General features: G+C 58.3%; 39 protein-coding genes and 2 pseudogenes. 39 read left to right on the top strand and 2 right to left on the bottom strand.

Translation table 11 applies throughout. The annotated features are described in order from the left end of the window. From ACR0K1_RS13465 to ACR0K1_RS13430, 8 genes and pseudogenes are all read left to right on the top strand, one after another. The coding region (locus ACR0K1_RS13465) for an EF-Tu C-terminal domain-related protein (RefSeq protein ID WP_480851031.1) at nt 1–587 on the top strand (587 nt) is incomplete at its 5' end. 128 nt (nt 588–715) lie between these two features. Beyond that, nucleotides 716–1507, top strand: a complete 792-nt coding sequence (locus tag ACR0K1_RS13460) for a hypothetical protein (protein ID WP_480851029.1) — start codon at nt 716–718, stop codon at nt 1505–1507. A 204-nt stretch (nt 1508–1711) separates the two neighbouring features. After that, the gene (gene rpsJ, locus ACR0K1_RS13455; RefSeq protein ID WP_008756422.1) at nt 1712–2026 is read left to right on the top strand and encodes a 30S ribosomal protein S10; all 315 of its coding nucleotides are present in this window, start codon (nt 1712–1714) and stop codon (nt 2024–2026) included. Between the two features lie 18 nt (nt 2027–2044). Continuing rightward, complete coding sequence (gene rplC / locus ACR0K1_RS13450; RefSeq protein WP_170328778.1) at nt 2045–2770, top strand: 50S ribosomal protein L3; 726 nt, start codon at nt 2045–2047, stop codon at nt 2768–2770. Next, nucleotides 2767–3384, top strand: coding sequence for a 50S ribosomal protein L4 (gene rplD, locus ACR0K1_RS13445; protein ID WP_155148664.1), 618 nt, complete (start codon nt 2767–2769; stop codon nt 3382–3384). The genes rplC and rplD overlap by 4 nt, the downstream gene beginning before the upstream one ends. Then, nucleotides 3381–3677: a 50S ribosomal protein L23 gene (locus ACR0K1_RS13440; RefSeq protein ID WP_008757532.1), complete on the top strand. Its 297-nt coding sequence runs from the start codon at nt 3381–3383 to the stop codon at nt 3675–3677. The genes rplD and ACR0K1_RS13440 overlap by 4 nt, the downstream gene beginning before the upstream one ends. Continuing rightward, a complete protein-coding gene (locus ACR0K1_RS13435) occupies nt 3674–4306 on the top strand; it encodes a hypothetical protein (protein WP_480617161.1) in 633 nt (210 codons plus the stop codon). Before ACR0K1_RS13440 ends, ACR0K1_RS13435 begins: the two co-directional genes overlap by 4 nt. Before the next feature lie 2 nt (nt 4307–4308). Continuing rightward, nucleotides 4309–4389: pseudogene (locus ACR0K1_RS13430) on the top strand (50S ribosomal protein L23); the annotation flags it as partial. Between the two features lie 100 nt (nt 4390–4489). On the opposite strand, the gene ACR0K1_RS13425 reads toward ACR0K1_RS13430, so the two are convergent. Then, complete coding sequence (locus tag ACR0K1_RS13425; protein ID WP_480617160.1) at nt 4490–4996, bottom strand: MarR family winged helix-turn-helix transcriptional regulator; 507 nt, start codon at nt 4994–4996, stop codon at nt 4490–4492. Between the two features lie 38 nt (nt 4997–5034). Between ACR0K1_RS13425 and ACR0K1_RS13420 the strand changes: the two genes are divergently transcribed. The 9 genes and pseudogenes from ACR0K1_RS13420 to ACR0K1_RS13380 all read left to right on the top strand — a co-directional run bounded on the left by ACR0K1_RS13420 (nt 5035) and on the right by ACR0K1_RS13380 (nt 9807). Beyond that, entirely contained in the window at nt 5035–5616 is a 582-nt protein-coding gene (locus ACR0K1_RS13420; RefSeq protein ID WP_480617159.1) for a YceI family protein, read from the top strand. Between the two features lie 237 nt (nt 5617–5853). Continuing rightward, nucleotides 5854–6696 (top strand): 50S ribosomal protein L2, encoded by an 843-nt coding sequence (gene rplB, locus ACR0K1_RS13415; protein WP_120633917.1) that lies wholly within the window; start codon nt 5854–5856, stop codon nt 6694–6696. Between the two features lie 3 nt (nt 6697–6699). Then, nucleotides 6700–6978: a 30S ribosomal protein S19 gene (gene rpsS / locus ACR0K1_RS13410; protein ID WP_005980699.1), complete on the top strand. Its 279-nt coding sequence runs from the start codon at nt 6700–6702 to the stop codon at nt 6976–6978. Between the two features lie 3 nt (nt 6979–6981). Next, a complete protein-coding gene (gene rplV, locus ACR0K1_RS13405) occupies nt 6982–7362 on the top strand; it encodes a 50S ribosomal protein L22 (protein WP_039538267.1) in 381 nt (126 codons plus the stop codon). Next, complete coding sequence (gene rpsC, locus ACR0K1_RS13400; protein WP_008758042.1) at nt 7362–8072, top strand: 30S ribosomal protein S3; 711 nt, start codon at nt 7362–7364, stop codon at nt 8070–8072. The genes rplV and rpsC overlap by 1 nt, the downstream gene beginning before the upstream one ends. A gap of 12 nt (nt 8073–8084) precedes the next feature. Beyond that, nucleotides 8085–8498, top strand: coding sequence for a 50S ribosomal protein L16 (gene rplP, locus ACR0K1_RS13395; protein ID WP_058283513.1), 414 nt, complete (start codon nt 8085–8087; stop codon nt 8496–8498). Nucleotides 8499–8657: 159 nt separating this feature from the next. Then, nucleotides 8658–8882: a hypothetical protein gene (locus tag ACR0K1_RS13390; RefSeq protein ID WP_480851026.1), complete on the top strand. Its 225-nt coding sequence runs from the start codon at nt 8658–8660 to the stop codon at nt 8880–8882. A gap of 12 nt (nt 8883–8894) precedes the next feature. Then, nucleotides 8895–9125, top strand: a pseudogene (locus ACR0K1_RS13385) (YHS domain-containing (seleno)protein); the annotation flags it as partial. A 61-nt stretch (nt 9126–9186) separates the two neighbouring features. Next, nucleotides 9187–9807 carry a 2OG-Fe(II) oxygenase family protein gene (locus ACR0K1_RS13380; RefSeq protein ID WP_480617157.1) on the top strand — a complete coding sequence of 207 codons (621 nt, stop codon included), beginning with the start codon at nt 9187–9189 and terminating at the stop codon, nt 9805–9807. 12 nt (nt 9808–9819) lie between these two features. On the opposite strand, the gene ACR0K1_RS13375 is transcribed toward ACR0K1_RS13380, so the two are convergent. Next, on the bottom strand, nt 9820–10074 hold the full coding sequence (locus ACR0K1_RS13375; protein ID WP_480851024.1) for a hypothetical protein: 255 nt from the start codon (nt 10072–10074) through the stop codon (nt 9820–9822). 444 nt (nt 10075–10518) lie between these two features. On the opposite strand from ACR0K1_RS13375, the gene rpmC reads away from it, so the two are divergent. From rpmC to ACR0K1_RS13265, 22 genes are all read left to right on the top strand, one after another. Continuing rightward, complete coding sequence (gene rpmC / locus ACR0K1_RS13370; RefSeq protein WP_010437082.1) at nt 10519–10725, top strand: 50S ribosomal protein L29; 207 nt, start codon at nt 10519–10521, stop codon at nt 10723–10725. A 4-nt stretch (nt 10726–10729) separates the two neighbouring features. After that, nucleotides 10730–10960 carry a 30S ribosomal protein S17 gene (rpsQ, locus tag ACR0K1_RS13365; protein ID WP_170356682.1) on the top strand — a complete coding sequence of 77 codons (231 nt, stop codon included), beginning with the start codon at nt 10730–10732 and terminating at the stop codon, nt 10958–10960. Nucleotides 10961–11036: 76 nt separating this feature from the next. Continuing rightward, nucleotides 11037–11405: a 50S ribosomal protein L14 gene (gene rplN / locus ACR0K1_RS13360; protein WP_008757934.1), complete on the top strand. Its 369-nt coding sequence runs from the start codon at nt 11037–11039 to the stop codon at nt 11403–11405. 2 nt (nt 11406–11407) lie between these two features. Further along, a complete protein-coding gene (gene rplX / locus ACR0K1_RS13355) occupies nt 11408–11719 on the top strand; it encodes a 50S ribosomal protein L24 (protein ID WP_010437096.1) in 312 nt (103 codons plus the stop codon). Beyond that, a complete protein-coding gene (gene rplE / locus ACR0K1_RS13350) occupies nt 11712–12272 on the top strand; it encodes a 50S ribosomal protein L5 (protein WP_480617154.1) in 561 nt (186 codons plus the stop codon). Before rplX ends, rplE begins: the two co-directional genes overlap by 8 nt. Before the next feature lie 19 nt (nt 12273–12291). Then, entirely contained in the window at nt 12292–12597 is a 306-nt protein-coding gene (rpsN, locus tag ACR0K1_RS13345) for a 30S ribosomal protein S14 (RefSeq protein WP_068340744.1), read from the top strand. Nucleotides 12598–12610: 13 nt separating this feature from the next. Further along, nucleotides 12611–13003: a 30S ribosomal protein S8 gene (gene rpsH / locus ACR0K1_RS13340; protein WP_068340741.1), complete on the top strand. Its 393-nt coding sequence runs from the start codon at nt 12611–12613 to the stop codon at nt 13001–13003. An 11-nt stretch (nt 13004–13014) separates the two neighbouring features. Then, nucleotides 13015–13548: a 50S ribosomal protein L6 gene (gene rplF, locus ACR0K1_RS13335; RefSeq protein WP_170531622.1), complete on the top strand. Its 534-nt coding sequence runs from the start codon at nt 13015–13017 to the stop codon at nt 13546–13548. Nucleotides 13549–13559: 11 nt separating this feature from the next. Further along, nucleotides 13560–13919, top strand: a complete 360-nt coding sequence (gene rplR / locus ACR0K1_RS13330; protein WP_170356678.1) for a 50S ribosomal protein L18 — start codon at nt 13560–13562, stop codon at nt 13917–13919. Between the two features lie 116 nt (nt 13920–14035). Beyond that, the gene (gene rpsE, locus ACR0K1_RS13325) at nt 14036–14605 is read left to right on the top strand and encodes a 30S ribosomal protein S5 (protein WP_155148691.1); all 570 of its coding nucleotides are present in this window, start codon (nt 14036–14038) and stop codon (nt 14603–14605) included. 12 nt (nt 14606–14617) lie between these two features. Next, nucleotides 14618–14806, top strand: a complete 189-nt coding sequence (gene rpmD / locus ACR0K1_RS13320; protein ID WP_008757946.1) for a 50S ribosomal protein L30 — start codon at nt 14618–14620, stop codon at nt 14804–14806. Nucleotides 14807–15079: 273 nt separating this feature from the next. Further along, nucleotides 15080–15709, top strand: coding sequence for a tetratricopeptide repeat protein (locus ACR0K1_RS13315; protein ID WP_480851021.1), 630 nt, complete (start codon nt 15080–15082; stop codon nt 15707–15709). Nucleotides 15710–15933: 224 nt separating this feature from the next. Beyond that, nucleotides 15934–16149: a DUF1127 domain-containing protein gene (locus ACR0K1_RS13310; RefSeq protein ID WP_480617152.1), complete on the top strand. Its 216-nt coding sequence runs from the start codon at nt 15934–15936 to the stop codon at nt 16147–16149. Between the two features lie 208 nt (nt 16150–16357). Continuing rightward, a complete protein-coding gene (rplO, locus tag ACR0K1_RS13305; RefSeq protein ID WP_480617151.1) occupies nt 16358–16831 on the top strand; it encodes a 50S ribosomal protein L15 in 474 nt (157 codons plus the stop codon). Nucleotides 16832–16940: 109 nt separating this feature from the next. Continuing rightward, the gene (gene secY, locus ACR0K1_RS13300; protein WP_480617150.1) at nt 16941–18305 is read left to right on the top strand and encodes a preprotein translocase subunit SecY; all 1365 of its coding nucleotides are present in this window, start codon (nt 16941–16943) and stop codon (nt 18303–18305) included. Next, entirely contained in the window at nt 18302–18946 is a 645-nt protein-coding gene (locus tag ACR0K1_RS13295; RefSeq protein WP_480851018.1) for an adenylate kinase, read from the top strand. Before secY ends, ACR0K1_RS13295 begins: the two co-directional genes overlap by 4 nt. Before the next feature lie 200 nt (nt 18947–19146). Further along, on the top strand, nt 19147–19515 hold the full coding sequence (rpsM, locus tag ACR0K1_RS13290; protein WP_480617148.1) for a 30S ribosomal protein S13: 369 nt from the start codon (nt 19147–19149) through the stop codon (nt 19513–19515). Nucleotides 19516–19530: 15 nt separating this feature from the next. Further along, a complete protein-coding gene (gene rpsK, locus ACR0K1_RS13285; protein WP_170462414.1) occupies nt 19531–19920 on the top strand; it encodes a 30S ribosomal protein S11 in 390 nt (129 codons plus the stop codon). A 114-nt stretch (nt 19921–20034) separates the two neighbouring features. Next, complete coding sequence (locus tag ACR0K1_RS13280) at nt 20035–21051, top strand: DNA-directed RNA polymerase subunit alpha (RefSeq protein WP_170377644.1); 1017 nt, start codon at nt 20035–20037, stop codon at nt 21049–21051. 119 nt (nt 21052–21170) lie between these two features. Beyond that, the gene (gene rplQ / locus ACR0K1_RS13275) at nt 21171–21590 is read left to right on the top strand and encodes a 50S ribosomal protein L17 (protein ID WP_480617147.1); all 420 of its coding nucleotides are present in this window, start codon (nt 21171–21173) and stop codon (nt 21588–21590) included. 139 nt (nt 21591–21729) lie between these two features. Continuing rightward, the gene (locus tag ACR0K1_RS13270; RefSeq protein WP_480617146.1) at nt 21730–23067 is read left to right on the top strand and encodes a DUF3300 domain-containing protein; all 1338 of its coding nucleotides are present in this window, start codon (nt 21730–21732) and stop codon (nt 23065–23067) included. Nucleotide 23068: 1 nt separating this feature from the next. Continuing rightward, the gene (locus tag ACR0K1_RS13265) at nt 23069–23959 is read left to right on the top strand and encodes a DUF2950 family protein (protein ID WP_480851015.1); all 891 of its coding nucleotides are present in this window, start codon (nt 23069–23071) and stop codon (nt 23957–23959) included. The last annotated feature ends 51 nt before the right edge of the window (nt 23960–24010 follow it).

Below are 24010 nucleotides of genomic sequence, written 5' to 3'. Positions count from 1 at the left end.
TCGACACGCCTGAGCGTGCTGTTGACCAGCCGTTCCTGATGCCGATCGAAGACGTGTTCTCGATCTCGGGCCGTGGTACCGTTGTGACCGGTCGTGTTGAACGTGGCGTGATCAACGTGGGCGACGAGATCGAAATCGTCGGCATCCGCGACACTTCGAAAACCACCTGCACCGGCGTTGAAATGTTCCGCAAGCTGCTGGACCGCGGTGAAGCAGGCGACAACATCGGCGCGCTGCTGCGTGGTGTGGACCGTGACGGCGTTGAGCGTGGCCAGGTTCTGTGTAAGCCGGGTTCCGTGACCCCGCACACCAAGTTCGAAGCCGAAGCCTATATCCTGACCAAGGAAGAAGGCGGCCGTCACACCCCGTTCTTCGCGAACTACCGTCCTCAGTTCTACTTCCGGACCACGGACGTGACCGGCACCGTGACCCTGGCCGAAGGCACCGAGATGGTCATGCCCGGCGACAACGTGTCGTTCGGCGTTGAGCTGATCGCGCCCATCGCGATGGAAAACGGCCTGCGCTTCGCCATCCGCGAAGGCGGTCGCACCGTTGGCGCAGGTGTTGTTTCTAAAATTATCGAGTAAGGCGCGCTCGTCGCGCCTGGTTGCAGCAGGCGATTTTCCACGGGAAAATCTGCCGGGAGCAACTCGGTAAAGAACTAAAGAAGGCCGTCCCACTCAGGGGCGGCCTTTTCGGTTGAGAGGTTTCCATCATGTTTCTACCGATGGACAATCTCGCGGTCAGATTGGTAACTGGTCCCACAAACACAATTGCAAAGCATGGAATTTCCCAAATGAATCGAGAGCTTAGTTCCAACGAGCGGTCTTTGGCATTATCCATTCTTCCTTGGCTTGCTCATGAGATGTCTTGGCGCTCGCAGCACATGTCACCAGCACCAACGCTTTTGCACGCGGGTGGGCAATCCAACTTTGAAAAGGGGTTTAGCGTTTTGTCCCGGGCGGGGTTAATGCGCAATGAGGGAATCTACGGTTTGCTTACTTGGGAAGCCGGTCAAAGCATCGAGCTGCCAACAGACTATCGACGTGATGATCTTGACGAACTGCTCGAGGCTTTCGCTTGTCATTCGCACTACGCAGACGAGTTTGCTGACCACTACGTGTCCGTAGTGCCCAAAAACAACTCAACGACAAGAATATGCGAGGCCTTTCGTGCTTGCGACTACATAGAAAGGACACCACGCGGCTGGGCTTGGACAGATGCATTCGGGCCTTGGCTGGTGTATGAATGCTGCTGGAGTTTATCAGAGTACGAGGTTGCGGATGACGAAAGTATCGCCGCTACACTCGAAAATCTGCCAGTACAGACATTAAAAAAATTGAAAGGAAGTATGTGCTCATTTGAGCCAGACTTCCTGAGAATTCTATTTGCCCAGTGTCGGAACGGCGTTTGGTTAGAAAGCAACGAGTGGCGAACGGTTCCATCAGATGAGTGGGACATGAATTTGGCCGCTGGTCTTTACGAAAGACTGCAAAAGCCCGGTTAAATCTGAGGCGCACTTCTTTGGTGGCTATCGGATTGTCAGGGTCAACCATTTCCCCCTTGCCAAACCCCGCCAACCCCACTAATACGCGCGAGTTCTCAACAAGAACGTCAAGGCGGGGTGATTCCCGCCTTTTGGGTTCGATGAGGGTTGGCGATGCGCGTCTGTCCTCCTCTCAACCTCAACGCCTGATAAAAGGCTGTATCTATGCAAAGCCAAAATATCCGTATTCGGCTGAAGGCATTTGACTATCGCGTTCTGGATGCCAGCACGCAAGAGATCGTCAACACTGCCAAGCGGACCGGCGCGAACGTGCGCGGCCCGATCCCGCTGCCGAACAAGATCGAGAAGTTCACGGTTCTCCGTGGCCCTCACGTTGACAAGAAATCCCGCGACCAGTTCGAGATCCGCACCCACAAGCGTCTCTTGGACATCGTTGATCCGACCCCCCAGACCGTTGACGCGCTGATGAAGCTCGACCTCGCTGCTGGTGTGGACGTCGAGATCAAGCTGCAGTCGTAAGATCGGAGGGTATAGATTATGCGCTCTGGTATTATCGCAAAAAAAGTTGGCATGACCCGCCTGTTCATGGAAGACGGCAAGCAGATCCCTGTGACCGTTCTTCACCTGGACAATCTGCAGGTCGTTGCACAGCGCACTGCTGACAAAGACGGCTACACCGCCGTTCAGCTGGGCGCCGGTGCTGCCAAGGCAAAACGCACCTCGAAAGCCATGCGCGGTCACTATGCCGCTGCGAAGGTCGAGCCCAAGCGTAAACTGGCCGAGTTCCGCGTCTCCGAAGATGGCCTGATCGATGTGGGCGCCGAGATTTCGGCAGAACACTTTCTGGAAGGTCAGAAAGTTGACGTGTCGGGCACGTCGATCGGTAAAGGCTTTGCCGGTGCGATGAAGCGCCACAACTTCGGTGGTCTGCGCGCCTCGCACGGTGTTTCGATCAGCCACCGTTCGCACGGCTCAACGGGTCAGTGTCAGGACCCGGGCAAGGTGTTCAAAGGCAAGAAGATGGCCGGTCACATGGGTGCTGCCCGTGTCACCACCCAGAACCTGGAAGTTGTCAAAACCGACGCCGACCGGAACCTGGTCTTCATCAAAGGCGCCGTTCCCGGACCGAAATCGGGCTGGGTCACCGTCAAGGACGCCGTCAAGAAGAAAGCACCGGAAGGCCTGCCTTTCCCGGCTGCTGTGAAATCGGCTGCAACCGAAGCACCTGCGGAAGAAGCGCCCGCGGAAGGTGGTGAAGCATGAAACTTGATGTAATCAAACTGGACGGCGGCAAAGCCGGCGACATCGAGCTGAACGCCGATCTGTTCGGTCTCGAGCCGCGTGCGGACATCCTGCACCGTGTGGTCCGTTGGCAGCGCAACAACGCGCAGGCCGGCACCCACAAGGTCAAGACCCGCTCGGAAACCAGCTACTCGACCAAGAAGATCTATCGCCAGAAGGGCACCGGTGGCGCTCGTCACGGTGACCGCAACGCGCCGATCTTCCGCAAGGGTGGTATCTACAAGGGCCCGACCCCTCGTTCGCACGGCCACGACCTGCCGAAGAAGTTCCGCAAGCTCGGCCTGCGCCACGCTCTGTCGGCCAAAGCCAAAGCAGGTGAACTGGTTGTGATCGAGAACGCCGAAGCCGAAGGCAAGACCGCCGCTCTGGCCAAACAGGTTGCAAACCTGGGCTGGAAACGCGCTCTGGTCATCGACGGCGCGACCGTGAACGAAGGGTTCCTGAAGGCGTCGCGCAACATCGAAGGTCTGGATATCCTGCCGTCGATGGGTGCAAACGTTTATGACATCCTCAAGCGTGACACCCTGGTGCTCACCAAAGCGGCTGTCGAAGCACTGGAGGCTCGTCTGAAATGAGCGCGAAGGCAGAACACTACGACGTGATCCGCAAGCCGATCATCACCGAAAAGTCGACCATGGCGTCCGAGAACGGCGCGGTTGTCTTTGAAGTGGCGATCGACAGCAACAAGCCGCAGATCAAAGAGGCCGTTGAGGCGCTGTTTGGTGTGAAGGTCAAAGCGGTGAACACCACCGTGACCAAAGGCAAGGTCAAGCGGTTCCGCGGTCAGCTGGGCCGTCGGAAAGACGTCAAAAAAGCATATGTGACCCTGGAAGAGGGTAACACCATCGACGTGAGCACCGGTCTTTGATCCGACGCTTACTGCGACTATTCACGGCCCCGGCGGTTCAACCCGCCGGGGCCGATTTCGTTTCGGATCCTGAAACTGTGCGTGCGCAGGTGCTGGATCAAATGCGGGTGTTCAGTGCCGAGCCCTATTTTCAGATCGCCGATGAAAAGCTGAGGCTGCTGTCGGTTTTCGATGATCTGAAATACGACCGGGCAGATGTGGACATGATCTCTCCGGCGATGCGAAAGCATGTGGTCGGAAAGCTTGGCCCGCTGGGGTTTCGCCAGACCTCAGGCACGGTGCTGGAGCACGCCGAGGCCGACTTGCGTGTCCACATCCCCAAGTTCCACGCCCTTGGCGCGTCGCCTTTCGATATCGCGCGCTATACCGAGAAACGCCCGCAGGATTACTGTCTGCTGACACCCACGCAGGTAGCTTGTCAGTACGTGGATCACTATGAGTTGGACGACGCCGTGCAGCGGATCGAGGCGCTGGTTGCGAAGCACCCGATCAACCTGCTCAAACTGGCGGATTATCTGGAAGGCAAACCCAAACACCGCGCCTTTCGCGAGGTGCTGGGGCATGTCAAGCTCAAGCAGAGGATTGCGGTGGAGTCCGAGCCGCTGTGCCGTAGGCGATCTTTGGGGTGAAGCTGGTCCGTCGGAAAGACGTCAAAAAAACAAATGTCACCCTGGAAGAGGGTAACACCATCGAAGTATCGACCGGTCTCTGATCGGATCCGTCATTGGAGAGAGATAAAGGCCCCCGCGAAAGCGGGGTTTTATTGCGCTCCAACATGCGGTGCTGCCACATGCAAGTTATCTTGGGGCCAATCAGTTTGAACTGGTTTGATCCTGCTCCGCTTCGATGAATGCCTGCCAACCGTCTACCTTGCCAAACACGCGCATTCTTTCGTGCAGCATAGGGGCGTAGATGGACCACATGCGTTTTCGTAAGTCCCGTCCCTTTGTCGTGACTTTCACGACTTTGCCTCTCCGGTCACTACCAAAGTCGACAAACTCCACCAGTCCCTCTGCAGCGAGCCGCTTGCTCAGATGGGACAGGTTTGATTGCTCGAATATGGTGTCCCGTGCAAGCTCATATGGACGTAGTTGCCCCCCGTGGCGTTCCAGCGACCAAAGCAGATCGTACCATTTCAACGGTGGAAGTCCCGCCTCTTTCAAGGCTGCGCTGATATCCGACTGGATACGGCGGTTGGCTCGGTTCATTGCGACCCAGATCTCTGTCTCAAATTCTGTTGGCAGATCGTTCTTCACAACTTCGTGTTTGCCTTGTTTCTGATTGCAGTCTTGGTTCAATTTATTTAGATGAAAATTCATCTACTTTCCAGTGCCTACCGGACAAAAGGAATACAACCATGACCTTAAAGTCTATAATTGCCGCCGCTGCCTTGACCGTTGCCGTGACACCGGCTTTCGCGCAGACCTATAAGACCGATCAAGGGCATACTGAAGTCCGGTTCGGTTGGAGCCACGCAGGTGTCTCGAACCAGCATGGTGAGTTCACCAAAGTAGACGGCACGTTGGATCTAAATGCCGAAGATGTGGAAGCCTCGACGCTGAACGTGACGATTGACACGAACAGTCTGGCTTCGGGCTTTGGCCCCCTGGATGACCACCTCAAATCAGCTGATTTCTTCGAGGTCGAAACCTATCCCGAAATCACTTTTGTCAGCACCGAAATCAAACGGACCGGCGATACGACGGCGGACGTGACCGGAGATCTGACCATTCATGGCGTGACCAAACCAGTAACCCTGCAAGCCACACTGACCCATCAGGGCGAGCATCCTTTAGGCGGCGCCATAGAATATTACAAAGGCGATTGGGTGGCCTTTTCGGCAACGGGTGAGATCGATCATACGGAATTCGGTGTGGGACCATTCTCAACCGGGCCGATCACAATCATGATCGATACCGAGATGAAGGCAGACGGATAACACCAAAGCCAACTGTATCACCGGGATAAAAAGAGAAAGATTATGCAATCTTGGATGAGGGTGTAGACACCCATCCCCAACCCTGTTACACGCTCCCAATCTTGCGGCCTCGGATTCGTTCCGGGGCCTCTGATATTTGTAACCGGGGACCTTCGGGGCCCTATACCCTTGGCACCTACGGGGGCCTATCACATAGCAGGGAAACCCCCTGCACTTGCTAAACGGAAGACAGAAAGCATGGCACTCAAGTCGTACAAGCCGACGACGCCGGGCCAGCGCGGGCTGGTGCTGATCGACCGTTCGGAGCTTTGGAAAGGACGTCCGGTCAAGTCTCTCACTGAGGGTTTGACCAAATCGGGCGGCCGGAACAACACCGGACGGATCACTTCACGCCGCCGCGGCGGTGGCGCAAAGCGTCTCTACCGGATCGTTGACTTCAAACGGAACAAATTTGATGTTGCGGCAACCGTCGAGCGGATCGAATATGACCCGAACCGGACCGCATTCATCGCACTGGTAAAATACGAAGACGGCGAGCAGGCATACATCCTGGCTCCGCAGCGTCTGGCTGTTGGTGACAAAGTCGTGGCATCCGCCAAGGCCGACATCAAGCCGGGCAACGCAATGCCGTTCTCGGGCATGCCCATCGGTACCATCGTCCACAACATCGAGATGAAGCCTGGCAAAGGCGGTCAGATCGCACGTGCGGCCGGTACTTACGCGCAATTCGTTGGTCGCGATGGCGGCTACGCTCAGATCCGTCTGAGCTCGGGTGAGCTGCGCATGGTCCGTCAGGAATGCATGGCCACCATCGGTGCCGTGTCCAACCCCGACAACTCGAACCAAAACCTCGGTAAAGCCGGTCGTATGCGCCACAAGGGCGTTCGTCCGTCGGTTCGTGGTGTTGCAATGAACCCGATCGACCACCCGCACGGCGGTGGTGAAGGTCGGACCTCGGGTGGCCGTACGCCGGTTACGCCGTGGGGTAAGGACACCAAGGGTAAGCGTACCCGCAACAAGAACAAAGCGTCCCAGAAGCTGATCATCCGCTCGCGGCACGCCAAGAAGAAGGGACGTTAATCCATGTCTCGCTCTGTTTGGAAGGGTCCTTTCGTCGATGCTTACGTGCTGAAAAAAGCCGAAGCAGCGCGCGAGTCGGGCCGCAACGAAGTCATCAAAATCTGGTCGCGTCGTTCCACCATTCTGCCCCAGTTCGTGGGTCTGACCTTTGGTGTGTACAACGGCCAGAAGCACATTCCCGTCAACGTCTCGGAAGACATGATCGGTCAGAAGTTCGGTGAATACTCGCCGACCCGTACCTATTATGGCCACGCCGCAGATAAAAAAGCGAAGCGGAAGTAAGTCATGGGCAAGGAAAAGAACCCCCGCCGCGTGGCTGAAAACGAAGCAATGGCGAAAACCCGCATGCTTCGCACCAGCCCGCAGAAACTGAACCTGGTTGCGCAAATGATCCGCGGCAAGAAAGTCGAGAAGGCTCTGACCGACCTGACTTTCAGCAACAAGCGTGTCGCGCAGGACGTCAAGAAGTGCCTGCAGTCCGCAATCGCGAATGCCGAAAACAACCACAACCTGGACGTTGACGAACTGATCGTCGCCGAAGCTTGGGTTGGCAAGAACCTGGTCATGAAGCGCGGTCGTCCGCGTGCACGTGGCCGTTTCGGCAAGATCATGAAGCCGTTCTCGGAGATCACCATCAAGGTGCGTCAAGTTGAGGAGCAAGCCTAATGGGTCATAAAGTAAATCCGATCGGCATGCGCCTGCAGGTCAACCGCACCTGGGACAGCCGCTGGTACGCCGACACCAAGGACTACGGTGATCTTCTGCTGGAAGACCTCAAGATCCGTGAGTTCATCAACAAAGAGTGCAAGCAGGCCGGTGTTGCCCGTGTGATCATTGAACGTCCGCACAAAAAGTGCCGCGTTACGATCCACACTGCACGCCCCGGTGTCATCATCGGCAAGAAAGGTGCAGACATCGAAGTTCTGCGCAAAAAGCTTGCTCGTATGACCGACAGCGAACTGCACCTGAACATCGTCGAAGTGCGCAAGCCCGAGCTTGACGCGCAGCTGGTTGCCGAGTCTATCGCTCAGCAGCTCGAGCGCCGCGTCTCGTTCCGCCGCGCGATGAAGCGGTCGGTTCAGAACGCCATGCGCATGGGCGCCCTGGGTATCCGGGTGAACGTCGCTGGCCGTCTGGGCGGTGCTGAAATTGCACGGACCGAGTGGTACCGCGAAGGCCGCGTGCCTCTGCACACCCTGCGTGCCGACATCGATTACGCACATGCCGAAGCGATGACCCCCTACGGGATCATCGGGATCAAGGTCTGGATCTTCAAAGGTGAGATCATGGAGCACGATCCGCAGGCACGTGACCGTAAAGCACAGGAACTCCAGGACGGCCCTGCACCTCGTGGTGCTGGTGGCGGTCGTCGCTAAGGAGGGAAAGATATGCTTCAACCAAAGCGTACTAAATTCCGCAAGATGCACAAAGGCCGGATCAAGGGTCTCGCCAAGGGCGGCTCTGATCTGAACTTTGGCACCTACGGCCTGAAAGCTCTTGAGCCTGAGCGTGTAACCGCACGCCAGATCGAAGCTGCACGTCGTGCGATGACGCGTCACATGAAGCGTCAGGGTCGCGTCTGGATCCGCATCTTCCCCGACACTCCGGTCACTGCAAAGCCGATCGAAGTTCGTATGGGTAAAGGTAAAGGTTCGGTCGACCGCTGGGCCTGCAAAGTCAAGCCCGGTCGCGTGATGTTCGAGATCGACGGCGTCAATGACGACATCGCCCGCGAGGCCCTGCGCCTGGCCGCGATGAAGCTGCCGATCAAGACCCGCGTCGTGGTTCGCGAAGACTGGTAAGCGATTGGGGTTTTGTCCCCGTTCGTTTTGAATTGACCCCGCCGGGAAACCGGCGGGGTTTTCTTTTTGCCGGGTGCGGGCCACAGAGACGTGACTGGCAATCGAAACGTATACACGGCTATCATCGGGTCCTGCGCTTTCGTTTCGGGACGACTAGACATGTCACACTTTCTTCGCCTGTTGGCCCTTTTCTCTCTGCTGGCCGTAACGGCACTGGTCGCCGTGCCGACGGCGCGGGCCGCGTCACCAGAGGTGAACCTTGGCCACTTCAACGGGCTTGCGATGAACGGCTATGACGTGATGACATATTGGCGTGGCGGCGACCCGCAGAAAGGCGACGCACAGATCGCGGCGGACTACAATGGGGCGACTTGGGTATTCTAGAGCGACGAAAACCGGCAGGCGTTTCTTTCGGACCCGGCGAAGTTTGCGCCGCAATTTGGTGGCTATTGCGCCTATGCCGCCAGCCAGAACGCAGTTGCGGATGTCGACCCGATCGCCTGGCGTATCTGGGACGACAAGCTTTACCTGAATTACAGCATCGAGGTGCGCCGGATCTGGGCCAACAAGATCGACGAGAATATCGAAAAGGCGAACGGCTACTGGCCGGAACTGTTGCAGCAATAGGTCGCAATTTCGCGCCGCCATTGCCCTCGCCTGCGGCACCGGGCTGAGCTATGAGGGGCGCATGGCACAGATTGAATCGCTCTTCGTTACCCGTCTCTACCGTGCGGCCTTGTCCGAATTCGACCCCAGGATCGACCCTCAGGAGTTGGAAAGCTCCTGCCTTGTCATCGCCGAGGATGACGAGGCCGGGCAGGAGTGGTGTGAAGAAAACGGCTATCCCGGCTACACCAGCTATGCCTCGCTGACCGATCTGCCCTGGCGGTTTCCGATCTTCGCCGATCTGGTCAAAGCTTTGGACCAGCATGTGGCGGCCTTTGCGAAAGATCTGGAGTTCGATCTGGGTGAGGGTGCGTTGAAACTGGAGGACCTGTGGATCAACATCCTGCCCGAGGGCGGCATGCATTCCAGCCACCTGCACCCGCACAGCGTGATCTCGGGCACGACCTATGTTGCGATGCCCGAAGGGGCGAGTGCCTTGAAACTGGAAGACCCCCGCTCGGGCCGCATGATGGCCGCGCCAACGCGGATCAAAGGCGGGCGGCGGGATTTGCAGCCGTTCATCTATATGAAGCCACAGGTGGGCGACGTGTTGCTCTGGGAAAGCTGGCTGCGCCACGAGGTGCCGATGAACATGGCCGAGGACGAGCGGATTTCGGTGAGTTTCAATTATAAGTGGGAGTGAACTTTTTCACTGTTACTTTGCACTGACACGCGCGCGGAACTTAGGGAAGCCGATGCAGTTCCCGTTCACCGACCCTGACCTGTAAGCCCCGTTTTTGAATTTGAGATCAAACTTCATCACGCTTCCCGAAGAACAACTGTCTTTTTTGGAAATAATAGCGTCGAACTGAAGCCGATCGTCGGTGACCTTTCGAATTTTTATACCCTCGGGGGTGATCCCGTGTGCGGCAAGGACCTGCGGCGTGTTGTTGCTGACAGCTATGTCCATCTGCCATGGGCGGTTGGAATTGATGGTCAGGGTCCATTTCCCATCCGGGGCGGCAGTTGCGATGGAGGCTGAAATCAGGATGGCAAATGTGAAAATCGTTGCTTTGGTACGCTGCACAATACTCCTCACCAATTAATTTAGACCAAGAACAGATCGTAATGGTACGGCGGCAAGCGCTTTCAGGGCAACACTTATAGTTTGTGCGCAAAGCCACTTTGGTCGCGCGGGTTGTAAACACCGAAAAGATCGTCGAATTCCGCTTGCAGTGTATAATCCCAAAGGGAAGGAATCTTTCCCTTGCCACCCACCCCCTAAACCCTTATACGGCGGCATCCTGCGATCTCCCGGCGTTGTCGGGCGATTCGTATGTCTATCATTCATCCACCAGGTCCAAGGTGACCCGTGTACGGGGCCTTCTGGTGTTTTGAGCAAAGGAAAAAGGCGATGAACGCCCAAGAACTGCGTGACAAGACCCCGGACCAGCTCCGCGAGGAACTGGCCAACCTGAAGAAAGAAAGCTTTAACCTGCGCTTTCAACAGGCAACCGGTCAGCTGGAAAACACTGCCGGCATCAAAGCGGCCCGCCGCAATGCTGCCCGCGTCAAAACCATTCTGAACGAAAAGGCCGCTGCCGCGGCATCCGAGGAGTAATCAGATGCCCAAGCGTATCCTGCAAGGCACCGTGACCAGCGACGCCAACGAACAGACCGTAACCGTTCAGGTAGAGCGCCGCTTTACCCACCCGGTTCTGAAGAAAACCATCCGTAAGTCCAAGAAATACCGGGCTCACGATGAAAAGAACGCCTTCAAGGTCGGCGATACAGTCCGCATCATCGAATGCGCGCCGAAATCGAAGACGAAACGTTGGGAAGTTCTGGAAGCGTAAGCTTCCGGGATTTTTCCATTTGTCGAAACCCTGGGGGATTTAACAAGACCAGCCCCCACAGGTCGGGAGAAACCACATGATCCAGATGCAGACCAATCTGGATGTCGCTGACAACTCCGGCGCACGCCGAGTTCAGTGCATCAAGGTCCTGGGTGGTTCCAAGCGTAAATACGCCTCCGTCGGCGACATCATTGTCGTCTCGGTGAAGGAAGCCATCCCGCGCGGCCGCGTAAAGAAAGGGGACGTCCGCAAGGCCGTCGTCGTACGCACCGCCAAGGAAGTCCGTCGCGAAGACGGCACAGCGATCCGTTTCGATCGCAACGCCGCCGTCATCCTGAACAACAACAACGAGCCCGTAGGTACCCGTATCTTTGGCCCGGTTGTTCGCGAACTGCGCGGCAAGAACTTCATGAAAATCATCTCGCTGGCTCCGGAGGTGCTGTAATCATGGCTGCTAAACTCCGCAAAGGCGACAAGGTCGTCGTGCTGGCCGGCAAGGACAAGGGCAAAGAGGGGACCATCACCTCGGTTGACCCGAAAGCCGGTAAAGCTGTTGTCGACGGCATCAACATCGCCATCCGCCACACCCGCCAGTCGCAAACCTCGCAAGGGGGTCGCCTGCCTCAGGCAAACCCGATCGAGCTGTCGAACCTGGCGCTGCTGGACAAGAACGGCAAAGCAACCCGCGTTGGCTTCCGCATGGAAGGCGACAAGAAGGTCCGCTTCGCCAAGACCACAGGGGACGTGATCGATGCTTGATAACGCAACCTACACCCCGCGTCTGAAAGCTCAGTACGCCGAAACCATCCGCGCCGCTCTGAAAGAAGAGTTCGGCTACAAGAACGACATGCAGCTGCCCAAGCTGGAAAAAATCGTTCTGAACATCGGCTGTGGTTCTGAGGCGGTTAAAGACTCGAAGAAAGCGAAAGCTGCCGTCGAGGATCTGACTGCGATTGCCGGTCAGCAGGCCGTTGCAACCAAGGCGAAGAAGTCGATCGCGGGTTTCCGCGTCCGTGAAGACATGCCGCTGGGCGCGAAAGTGACCCTGCGCGGTGACCGGATGTACGAATTCCTGGATCGTCTGATCACCATCGCGATGCCTCGCGTGCGTGACTTCCGCGGTGTGAAGCCGTCTTTCGATGGTCGTGGCAACTTTGCCATGGGCATGAAAGAGCACATCGTGTTCCCGGAAATCGACTTCGACAAGGTCGACGAGGTCTGGGGCCTGGACATCGTAATCACCACCACAGCGAACACCGACGCTGAAGCAAAGGCACTGTTGAAAGCGTTCAACATGCCCTTCAACGCCTAAGCGCCGGGAGGATTGAGACATGGCTAAGAAAGCAATGATCGAACGCGAGAAGAAGCGCGAACGCCTGGTGGCCAAATATGCCGCAAAGCGTGCCGAGCTGAAAGAAATCGCGAATGACGAGAGCCGCCCGATGGAAGAGCGCTTCAAGGCGCGTCTGAAGCTGGCGAAACTGCCGCGCAACAGCTCGGCTACCCGTCTGCACAACCGCTGTCAGCTGACCGGTCGTCCCCACGCTTACTACCGTAAGCTGAAGGTCAGCCGTATCGCGCTGCGCGAGCTGGGTTCTGCTGGTCAGATCCCCGGCATGGTGAAATCGAGCTGGTAAGGGAGACATAGATATGAACGATCCTATCGGCGATATGCTCACCCGTATCCGCAACGCGCAAATGCGCGGCAAGTCCACCGTTTCCACCCCGGCTTCCAAGCTGCGCGGTTGGGTTCTGGACGTGCTGGCGGACGAAGGCTACATCCGTGGCTATGAAAAGACGACCGGTGAAAACGGTCATCCGGCCATCGAAATCAGCCTGAAATACTACGAAGGCACCCCTGTCATTCGCGAACTGAAGCGGGTTTCCAAGCCCGGTCGTCGCGTGTACATGGGCGTCAATGACATCCCGCAGGTCCGTCAGGGTCTGGGCGTGTCGATTGTCAGCACTCCGAAAGGTGTGATGTCGGACGCAAACGCTCGCTCCAACAATGTTGGCGGCGAAGTGCTCTGCACCGTCTTCTAAGGAGGTCTGCAATGTCTCGTATTGGTAAAAAACCGGTCGAGCTGCCCAGCGGCGTTACCGCCTCTGTGTCGGGTCAGACCATCGAAGTGAAAGGTCCGAAAGGCACCCGCAGCTTCACCGCCACCGACGACGTGACGCTGTCGGTTGAAGACAACGTGGTCAAGATCGACCCCCGTGGCATGTCCAAGCGTGCCCGCCAGCAGTGGGGCATGAGCCGCACCATGGTTGCCAACCTGGTAACCGGTGTTACCCAGGGCTTCAAAAAAGAGCTGGAGATCCAGGGTGTTGGTTACCGGGCTCAGATGCAGGGCAACACCCTGAAGCTGAACCTGGGCTACAGCCACGATGTTGATTTCACTGCCCCGGAAGGTGTCACCATCACCGCGCCGAAGCAGACCGAGATCGTTGTGGAAGGTATCGACCAGCAGCAGGTGGGCGAAGTCGCGGCCAAAATCCGCGAATGGCGCCGTCCTGAGCCGTATAAAGGCAAGGGCATCCGCTATAAGGGCGAGTTCATCTTCCGCAAGGAAGGCAAGAAGAAGTAAGGACGCAGACAATGGCAAACAGCAAAAGAACCCTGTTTCTGAAGCGCCGCCTGCGCGTTCGGAACAAACTTCGCAAAGTCAACGCGGGCCGCGTACGCCTGTCGGTTCACCGTTCGAACAAGAACATCAGCGTTCAGTTGATCGACGACGTTCGTGGCGTGACCCTGGCCGCAGCCTCGACCCTGGAAAAAGATCTGGGTGTGGTTGGCAAGAACAACGTCGAAGCGGCCACCAAAGTGGGCGCGGCCATCGCCGAGCGTGCCAAGAAGGCAGGCGTCGAAGAGGCTTATTTCGATCGTGGCGGCTTCCTGTTCCACGGCAAGGTGAAGGCAGTTGCCGACGCCGCGCGTGAAGGCGGCCTGAAGATCTAAGACCTGCGGGCGGGTTTCGATCCGCCCCGATGATCCGGGGGCCTCGGCAACAGCCGGGGCTCACTTGGATTGAAGAAAACGGCGCGACAAGCGCCACATGAGAAAAGGGATGCCAAATGGCAGAACGTGAAAACCGTCGGGGCCGTGGCCGCGACCGTGAAGAAGCACCGGAATTTGCAGATCGTCTGGTCGCAATCAACCGCGTGTCGAAAACCGTAAAAGGTGGTAAGCGCTTTGGCTTCGCCGCTCTGGTGGTTGTCGGCGATCAGAAAGGCCGCGTGGGCTTTGGCAAGGGTAAAGCGAAAGAAGTGCCCGAGGCCATCCGCAAGGCGACCGAACAAGCCAAGCGTCAGATGATCCGCGTGCAACTGCGCGAAGGCCGCACCCTGCACCACGACATCGAGGGCCGTCACGGCGCTGGTAAAGTGGTTATGCGCACCGCACCTGAAGGTACCGGTATCATCGCCGGTGGTCCGATGCGTGCCGTGTTCGAAATGCTGGGCGTCAAGGACGTTGTGTCCAAGTCGCTGGGCTCGCAGAACCCGTACAACATGATCCGCGCCACCATCAACGGCCTGCAGAAAGAGCAGAGCCCGCGTTCGGTTGCCGCACGTCGTGGCAAAAAGGTTGCCGATATCCTGCCCAAGCGGGACGAAGCACCGGCTGCTGCTGAAGCAGAAGCGTAAGGAGAGCGAACCATGGCAAAAACCATCGTCGTCAAGCAGATCGGCTCGCCGATCCGCCGCCCCGCCGAACAGCGCGCAACCCTGATCGGCCTGGGCCTGAACAAGATGCACAAGACCCGTGAGCTGGAGGACACCCCTTCGGTCCGCGGCATGGTCAACAAGATCCCGCATCTGGTCGAGATCATCGAAGAGCGCGGCTAAGCGCAATTCGCAGAACAAAGAAACGCCTCCGACGTGGTCGGGGGCGTTTTTCGTTTCCGATCGGCAGTTTTCCTGTTTGTCGCCGGTTTCCGCAACACGGCGCACCGAGGTTCTTAAGGACAGCCGTTCAACCGCGCCGACCCGGTTTTGCATCCTCGCAATCCATCGGAACCACGCGCCAGTATTCGTGATTTCCTATGTCTCCGGCCCTGTCCTATGGTTGAAAGCACTCCTTGATCCATTGCCTGACCCAAGTGCGGAGGGGATAAGTTGATGCCGGAGACCAAGAAAAGCTTAACCAACGTTTGCCAGAGATTAAGCGACAAAGCTGCATCTCTCATGACCCTTGCATTGATATGTTTATCCGCACCCGTTTTGGCGGCTGATTTCGAACTCGGGCTCAAGGCCTTCCGGGCCGGAGAAATCCAGCTGGCGCTGGATGAATGGCAACCCCTTGCTCAGGCCGGAGATCCGGAGGCACAACATGCTTTGGGTATGATGTACGAGTATGGGCACGGATTTGAACGCGATGATACAGAGGCCGCGATCAGGTATCAGAAAGCGGCTGAGCAGAATGTGACAGAAGCGCAATATCGATTGGGCGTTTTTCACGATAATGGATGGGGTGTCGTCCGCGATCCCGGCCTGGCTGCAAAGTGGTATGAGCGCGCAGCACAGCGTGGCCATGCTTTCGCACAGCATGATCTGGCCTACATGCATCTGAACGGGACCGGCGTGCCGAAGGACAAAATTCAGGCCTATAAGTGGCTCAGAATTGCGACCGAGCAGCAAGCCGGGTTAATGGCGAAGCATCTCTACAACGTATCGAAGACGATGACCGCGAACGAAATAGCCCGGGCCGAGGCCCTGGCCCAGGCCTGGCTGAATTCGGAAAAAATATAGACGTCCAAGGCTTATGCTCATGCCGGATAGGGCGGGGTCCGTCGCACAGCGGATACCGCCCTGTATTGGCAAACCATGTCCCCGACATTCCCGTACTGCATATCGGCTAGACCCAAAACCGCAGTTGTTAGCGATATCGTATGGGCCTATCTCCACCTTGTCCAAACAAGGAACAAAAAAGTGATCGTTGGGGAATGCGCCCTGACACAGAAAGGAAATGAGATATGGCACATACAGCTACTCTGACACATAACGGTTTTAACTTCGGCGCCCGGTTTACCGCGCTGGTCGAGCGCATCAAGGCGTCCCGCGCCCGTGCTGCCGAATACCACCGCACCTATACCGAGCTGCAGCAGCTGAGCACGCGCGAGCTGGACGATATCGGCATTCGCCGTTGCGATATCGCCGACATCGCACGCGAGCATGCTTATTGCTCTTGAGACTACCCACCGCTCACGAAAAAAAAGAGGTGCCCGATCCGGCACCTCTTTTGCGTTTGGGGCGACGCGGTTCACAACAAACCTTGCAACGGGATGCGCAACGCTGTAAGGCGCTCCGGTGGATTTCCGTCCACGAGAATCAAAACCAAGAAACGCCGTGGTTGGCCCATCACGCTTCGGGGGTCACATCCGGCTTAGGAGAAGCGATATGAAACTGCATGAATTGCGCGACAATCCCGGCGCTGCACCGAAACGGACCCGCGTTGGCCGTGGTCCCGGCTCGGGCAAGGGTAAAATGGGTGGCCGTGGTATCAAAGGCCAGAAATCCCGTTCGGGTGTGGCCATCAATGGTTACGAAGGCGGCCAGATGCCGCTGTACCAGCGCCTGCCCAAGCGTGGCTTCAACAAGCCGAACCGCAAGGAATTCGCCGTCATCAACCTGGGCCTGATCCAGAAATTCGTCGACGCCGGCAAGCTGGACGCCAAAGCTGCGATCACCGAAGACGCTCTGGTTGCATCCGGTCTGGTCCGTCGCAAGCTGGACGGTATCCGCGTTCTGGCCAAAGGCGAAATCAGCGCCAAGGTGAACCTGGAAGTTACCGGTGCTTCGAAAGCTGCCGTTGAGGCAGTTGAGAAAGCGGGCGGTTCACTGACGGTCACAAAAGCTGCTGCGGCAGAGTAAGCGCTTGTGAGCGGGCCAAGACCCGCTTACATAGACCACAGAGTTTTCCAAGACGCCGCCCGAGCCGGAAAACGGTTCCGGGCGGTGTTTTCATAAGAGAGACCGATTTATGGTATCAGCAGCAGAACAAATGGCAGCCAACACAAGCTGGGCTGCTTTGGGCAAAGCCACCGATCTGCGCAACCGCATCCTGTTCACGCTGGCCTTGCTGATCGTCTATCGTCTGGGCACCTTCATTCCGGTGCCGGGGATCGACGGGCAGGCCCTGCGCGAGTTCATGGAGCAGGCGGGGCAGGGCATCGGCGGCATGGTTTCGATGTTCACCGGCGGGGCGCTGGGGCGGATGGGTATCTTTGCCCTTGGGATCATGCCCTATATCTCGGCCTCGATCATCGTGCAGCTGCTGACCTCGATGGTTCCCGCGCTTGAGCAACTCAAGAAAGAGGGCGAGCAGGGCCGCAAGAAGATCAACCAATACACCCGTTTCGGCACCGTGGCACTGGCCACGGTTCAGGCCTATGGTCTGGCGGTCTCGCTGGAATCAGGCGATCTGGCGACCGATCCGGGGCTGTATTTCCGCATGTCGACCATGATAACTTTGGTTGGCGGCACCATGTTCCTGATGTGGCTGGGTGAACAGATCACCGCGCGCGGCATCGGTAACGGTATCTCGCTGATCATCTTCGTCGGCATCATTGCCGAGGTTCCGGCTGCACTGGCGCAGTTCTTTGCCAGCGGACGCAGCGGTGCGATCAGCCCCGCCGTGATCGTTGGTGTGATCGTCATGGTCATCGCCGTGATCACCTTTGTGGTGTTCATGGAGCGTGCCCTGCGCAAGATCCACATCCAGTACCCACGCCGTCAGGCCGGGATGAAAGTCTACGAAGGCGGCTCAAGCCACCTGCCGGTCAAGGTGAACCCTGCGGGCGTGATCCCGGCGATTTTCGCCAGCTCGCTGCTGCTGCTGCCGGTGACGATCTCGACCTTCTCGTCGGGGGCTGCGAACGGCCCGGTGATGTCCTGGCTGCTGGCCAACTTTGGTCCCGGACAGCCGCTGTACCTGCTGTTCTTCGCCTCGATGATCGTGTTCTTCGCCTATTTCTACACGTTCAACGTGTCGTTCAAACCGGACGATGTGGCGGACAACCTGAAAAAGCAGAACGGTTTTGTGCCCGGCATTCGCCCCGGCAAGAAAACCGCCGAGTATCTGGAATACGTGGTCAACCGCGTGCTGGTTCTGGGTTCGGCCTATCTGGCGGCGGTCTGTCTGCTGCCTGAAATTCTGCGGGGCCAGTTTGCCATCCCGTTCTATTTCGGCGGCACCTCGGTTCTGATTATCGTCTCTGTGACCATGGACACGATCCAACAGGTCCAGAGCCACCTGCTGGCGCATCAATATGAAGGGCTGATCGAAAAGTCCCAGCTGCGCGGCAAAGGCAAGAAACGCGGCAGAAAGGGAGCTGCTCGTCGATGAACATCATTCTTCTCGGCCCCCCGGGGGCAGGCAAAGGCACGCAAGCGCGGCATTTGGTTGAAACCCGGGGCATGGTGCAACTGAGCACTGGCGACATGCTGCGCGAGGCCAAGACCAGCGGAACAGAGATGGGCCAGAAGGTCGCCGCGATCATGGATGCGGGCAAGCTGGTCACCGACGAGATCGTGATCGGTCTGATCGAAGAGAAGCTGACCTCGGAAACCGGTGCCGGTTTCATCTTTGACGGCTTCCCCCGCACGCTGGCACAGGCGGACGCATTGTCGGCGCTGCTGACCAAGCTGGGCCAGTCCCTGCACACCGTGGTCGAGATGCGGGTGGACGACGATGCGCTGGTGGGTCGTATCACCGCACGGTCGACCTGCGGCGGCTGCGGCGAGGTCTACAACGACATCACCAAGCCGATCCCTGCCGATGGCAAATGCACCAATTGCGGCAAGGAAAACGACTACGTCCGCCGGGCGGATGACAACGAAGACAGCCTGCGCACGCGGCTGATGGAATACTACAAGAAGACCTCGCCGCTGATTGGCTACTACTATGCCAAAGGCGATCTGCGCCCGGTGAACGGGCTGGCGGATATCAAGGAAGTGACAGCTTCGATCGAGGCTATTCTGTGCTGATTCCAATATGGGCTTGACGGCGGTGCCAAAAGCCCATATCGACCCCCATCCCTGAAGGGAATCAAGACCGCGTGCGGGATTCGTCCCCTGCGCCCCGACCACCTCGAATAATGCTGGACCCTCTGGCGGCACTGCCACGGTTAGGCGTTGTGAAAAAAGGTTCTGGAGCTACGGAACCGCAACGAAAAGGAAAGTGACACGTGGCACGTATTGCCGGCGTAAACATCCCGACTGCAAAGCGGGTACCTATCGCCCTCACATATATCACCGGTATCGGCAACACCTCGGCCAACGCGATCTGCGAAGCCGTGGGCATTGATGCGACCCGTCGCGTCAACGAACTGTCGGATGCCGAAGTTCTGGCCATCCGTGAACATATCGACGCCAACTACACCGTCGAAGGTGACCTGCGTCGTGAAGTTCAGATGAACGTCAAGCGCCTGATGGACCTGGGCTGCTATCGCGGTCTGCGTCACCGCCGCAACCTGCCGGTTCGCGGTCAGCGCACCCACACCAACGCTCGTACCCGCAAAGGCCCCGCAAAGGCCATTGCCGGTAAGAAGAAATAAGAGGGGGTCTGACCGATGGCACGCGACAAGACTCGCATCAAGCGCAAAGAGCGCAAGAACATCGCATCGGGCGTTGCCCATGTGAATTCGACCTTCAACAACACCAAGATCCTGATCTCGGACGTGCAGGGCAACGCCATCTCGTGGTCGTCTGCCGGTACCATGGGCTTCAAAGGATCGCGGAAATCTACTCCGTATGCCGCGCAGATGGCTGCGGAAGACGCAGGCAAGAAGGCGCAGGAACATGGCGTCAAGACGCTGGAAGTCGAAGTTCAGGGCCCCGGTTCGGGTCGTGAATCGGCGCTGCGCGCGCTGGCTGCCGTGGGCTTCAACATCACGTCGATCCGCGACGTGACCCCGATCGCTCACAACGGCTGCCGCCCGCCGAAGCGCCGCCGCGTCTAAGCGATTTCGAATTTGGCTGGGGCTGTGTTTTTGCACGGCCCCAGCACGTCATTTTGAACCTCGGGCGTCTGCACCTTGTTGGTCATGGGGCGCGGACAGGAATGGAGGGATTACATGATCCACAAAAATTGGGCAGAATTGATCAAGCCGACCCAACTGGACGGCAAGCCGGGCAACGATCCCGCGCGTCAGGCAACCCTGGTTGCTGAACCGCTGGAGCGTGGCTTTGGTCTGACCCTGGGCAACGCGCTGCGCCGCGTGCTGATGAGCAGCCTGCAAGGCGCGGCCATCACCAGCGTTCAGATCGACAACGTGTTGCACGAATTCTCGAGCGTCGCGGGCGTTCGCGAAGACGTCACCGACATCATCCTGAACCTGAAAGGCGTGTCGCTGCGCATGGAAGTCGAAGGCCCCAAACGCCTGTCGATCAATGCCAAAGGCCCCGCCGTTGTCACAGCAGGCGACATCAGCGAAAGCGCAGGTATCGAGGTTCTGAACCGCGATCACGTCATCTGCCACCTGGACGATGGCGCCGACCTGTTCATGGAACTGACCGTCAACACCGGCAAAGGGTACGTCTCGGCCGAAAAGAACAAGCCCGAAGACGCGCCCATCGGCCTGATCCCGATCGACGCGATCTATTCGCCGGTCAAAAAGGTCGCCTATGACGTTCAGCCGACCCGTGAAGGTCAGGTTCTGGACTATGACAAGCTGACCCTGAAGATCGAAACCGATGGTTCGATCACGCCGGAAGACGCGCTGGCCTATGCCGCCCGTATCCTGCAGGACCAGCTGTCGATCTTCGTCAACTTCGACGAGCCGGAATCGGCTGGCCGCCAGGACGAGGACGATGGTCTGGAGTTCAACCCGCTGCTGCTGAAGAAAGTGGACGAGCTGGAACTGTCGGTCCGTTCGGCGAACTGTCTGAAGAACGACAACATCGTCTATATCGGCGACCTGATCCAGAAGACCGAAGCCGAGATGCTGCGCACCCCGAACTTCGGCCGCAAGTCGCTGAACGAGATCAAGGAAGTGCTGTCCGGCATGGGTCTGCACCTCGGCATGGATGTCGAGGATTGGCCGCCCGACAACATCGAAGATCTGGCGAAGAAATTCGAAGACGCGTTCTAAGCGCGTCTTCCCAAATGCCCGGATCTGCCGGGGACAAAACGGGCACTTCCGCCCCAAGGAGAGCCGGTGACACGCATCGCCGGTCAGACAAAGCAAAACGCGAAAGAAGGAACTAGAAAATGCGTCACGCACGTGGTTACCGCCGCCTGAACCGCACACATGAGCACCGCAAGGCGCTGTTTGCGAACATGGCCGGCTCGCTCATCGAGCATGAGCAAATCAAGACGACTCTGCCCAAGGCAAAAGAACTGCGCCCGATCATCGAAAAGCTGGTCACGCTGGGCAAGCGCGGCGACCTGCACGCCCGCCGTCAGGCCGCATCGCAGCTGAAAGAAGACAAAGACGTCACCAAGCTGTTCGAGGTTCTGGGCCCCCGCTACGCCGAGCGTCAGGGCGGTTACGTCCGCATCCTGAAAGCGGGCTTCCGCTATGGCGACATGGCTCCGATGGCGATCATCGAATTCGTGGATCGTGACGTCGACGCCAAAGGCGCGGCTGACAAGGCCCGCGTTGCCGCCGAAGAGGCTGCAGAAGAATAAGACTTATATAGTCTGTAAACTCGGAACCCTCGTACCATGCGGTGCGGGGGTTTTTCTTTTTCGCGCGGCGATGTTTTTTGCGCCGTGTTGCCAGAATCGTAAACTTGGGCGATCTTTGAAGAAATTGAAGGATCGCAATATGTATAGATTTCTGATTTTTGCGCTTCTGATCGGCGCAGGCAGTGCGCTTTACGCTCAGGAAACGTCTGGGGAGGCGACCGAAGGCGCAGCAGACGATGCCTCGGCTGAGTTGTTGACCGATGCCGAGCTTCAGACATTGGTTGCCCCGGTCGCGCTTTATCCCGACACGCTGCTGATCCAGATATTCGTTGCGGCCACGCAGCCGCTGGAAATCGTCAAGGCGGAACGCTATCTGCTGGACAACGCCGACCGCGACCCGGTCGAGTTGGAGCCCGAGATTGAGGCGATGGGGTGGGACCCGTCGGTTACCGTTCTGGCGACGGCCTTCCCCGAGGTTGTGGGCCAGATGGCAACGCATATCGACTGGACTGAAACCATGGGCACAGCGATGCTGGCCCAATCCGACGACGTGATGAATGCTGTTCAGGTCATGCGGGATCAGGCGATTGACAGCGGTGCGCTTGTCTCGGGCGAGGAACAGACCGTCGAAGTGGCCGAGGATGACACCGTCACGATTGTTCCGACCAACCCCGAAACCGTCTATGTGCCGCAATATGATTACCAGACGGTCTATACCGGGCCATCAACCGGAGATGTGATCGGCGCGGCCCTGCTGACCTTTGGCACCGTCGCGCTGATTGATGAGATCTTCGACGATGACGACGATTGGTACGATTACTGGGGCTGCCGGAATTGCGGCGGCTGGAATGGCAATCCCATCATCCGAAACCCCGATATCGACATCGATGTGGATGGCAACGTCAATATCGGTAATCAGATCGATCTGGGCGACCGGACCGATATTGGCTGGAACCCCGACCCCGGGCGCCAGCAGGATGCGCGCGACAAGATCGCTGATCACAAGCGGCCCGAAGGCGGGCGCGGTGATTTGCCTGTGAACCGGCCCGATGGGCGTACGGATGAATTGCGCGCCAAGCTCAGCCGGGAATCCGGTGCTGCGGATATCAGCCGGGATGGGGCGGGGGCCGCCGCTCTGGCCGCCGGGGCTGGGGCCGGTGCGGTCGCGGGCGGCGCGCTGGCCAATCGCGACGGCGCGAAAAAGCAGCTGCCACCGCTCAATCCCGGTGGCGTGGATCGGGACAAGGCCGCAGCCAAGCAAAACGCGATAGACCGCACCAAACAGCGGCCAGACACGGCGAAGCAGCCTGTGAAGCGCAACGCGCAGACGGCCCAAAAGCCTCAGGCCAAGAAGGCTGCGGCGCAACGCAAGCCCTCGGCCCAAAAAGGGCAGGCCATGAAAAAGAAAGCCTCGGGTCACAAAACGCGCTCGGCCTCGAACCGGGGACATGCGTCCAAAGGAAAGCGGAGACGGTAAGATGCGCAAGATTTTGGTTTCCTCCGCTTTCGTTTTCGCAATTGCCGGGCCAGCGCTGTCCGACGGCGCGCAATTTGATACGCCGCAATCGGCTTTGGACGCCTTTGTCGCCGCGCTGGAAGCGGAAGATCACGGCAAACTGCTCGAGATTTTCGGGCCCGACGCCGAAGACCTGCTGGCAACCGGCGATGCTGATGAGGATCGGTCCCGCCGGCAAGAGGTTCTGGCCATGTATGCCGATGGCTATCGCTTCCAGCCCGATGGAAACGGCGTCGTCGTCCTGATGGGCGAAGACAGCTGGCCCTTCCCGATCCCGATCACGCGGGACGGCGCGCAGTGGCAATTCGATCTGGACGCCGGGATAGAAGAGCTTGCCGCGCGCGAGATCGGATTGAATGAGCTGGATGTGATGGACCTGCTCGAAGCCTATGTCGATCTGCAGGCCGCGTTCCGGCTGGTCGATCACAATCGCGACGGCGTGATGGAGTTCGCGCGCGCGATCATCTCGGACTCTGACACCCGCGACGGGCTGTTCTGGCCGGGTGAGGACAGCCTTGTCGGGGCCGCCCTGGCCCGGGCCGCGGCCTCGGGGTGGAGCGACGGGGAACAGGATTACGAACCGGAACCCTTCCTGGGCTATTACTACACCATCCTGCAGGGGCAGGGCGACAATGCGCCCGGCGGTGCACATTCCTATTTCGCAGGCGATCACATGGTCGCCGGGCACGCTTTGCTGGCGGTTCCGGCAGAATATGGCGAGACCGGCATCCACACGTTCCTGATCGGCGAGAACGGGATCATCTATGAGGCTGACTTTGGCCCTGAAACGCTGGACCGCGCGGCGGAAATTTCGGAATATGACCCCGGCCCGGACTGGTCCGTGGCCGAGTGATTTGCCTTGCGCGCTGACAAGGGTCGCCCGATTGAAGGCGTTAATGTCGTT

This window comes from Ruegeria sp. F5, from assembly GCF_056533845.1.
Note: the sequence above shows the minus strand (reverse complement) of the source record. Positions and strands in the feature narration are given on the sequence as shown.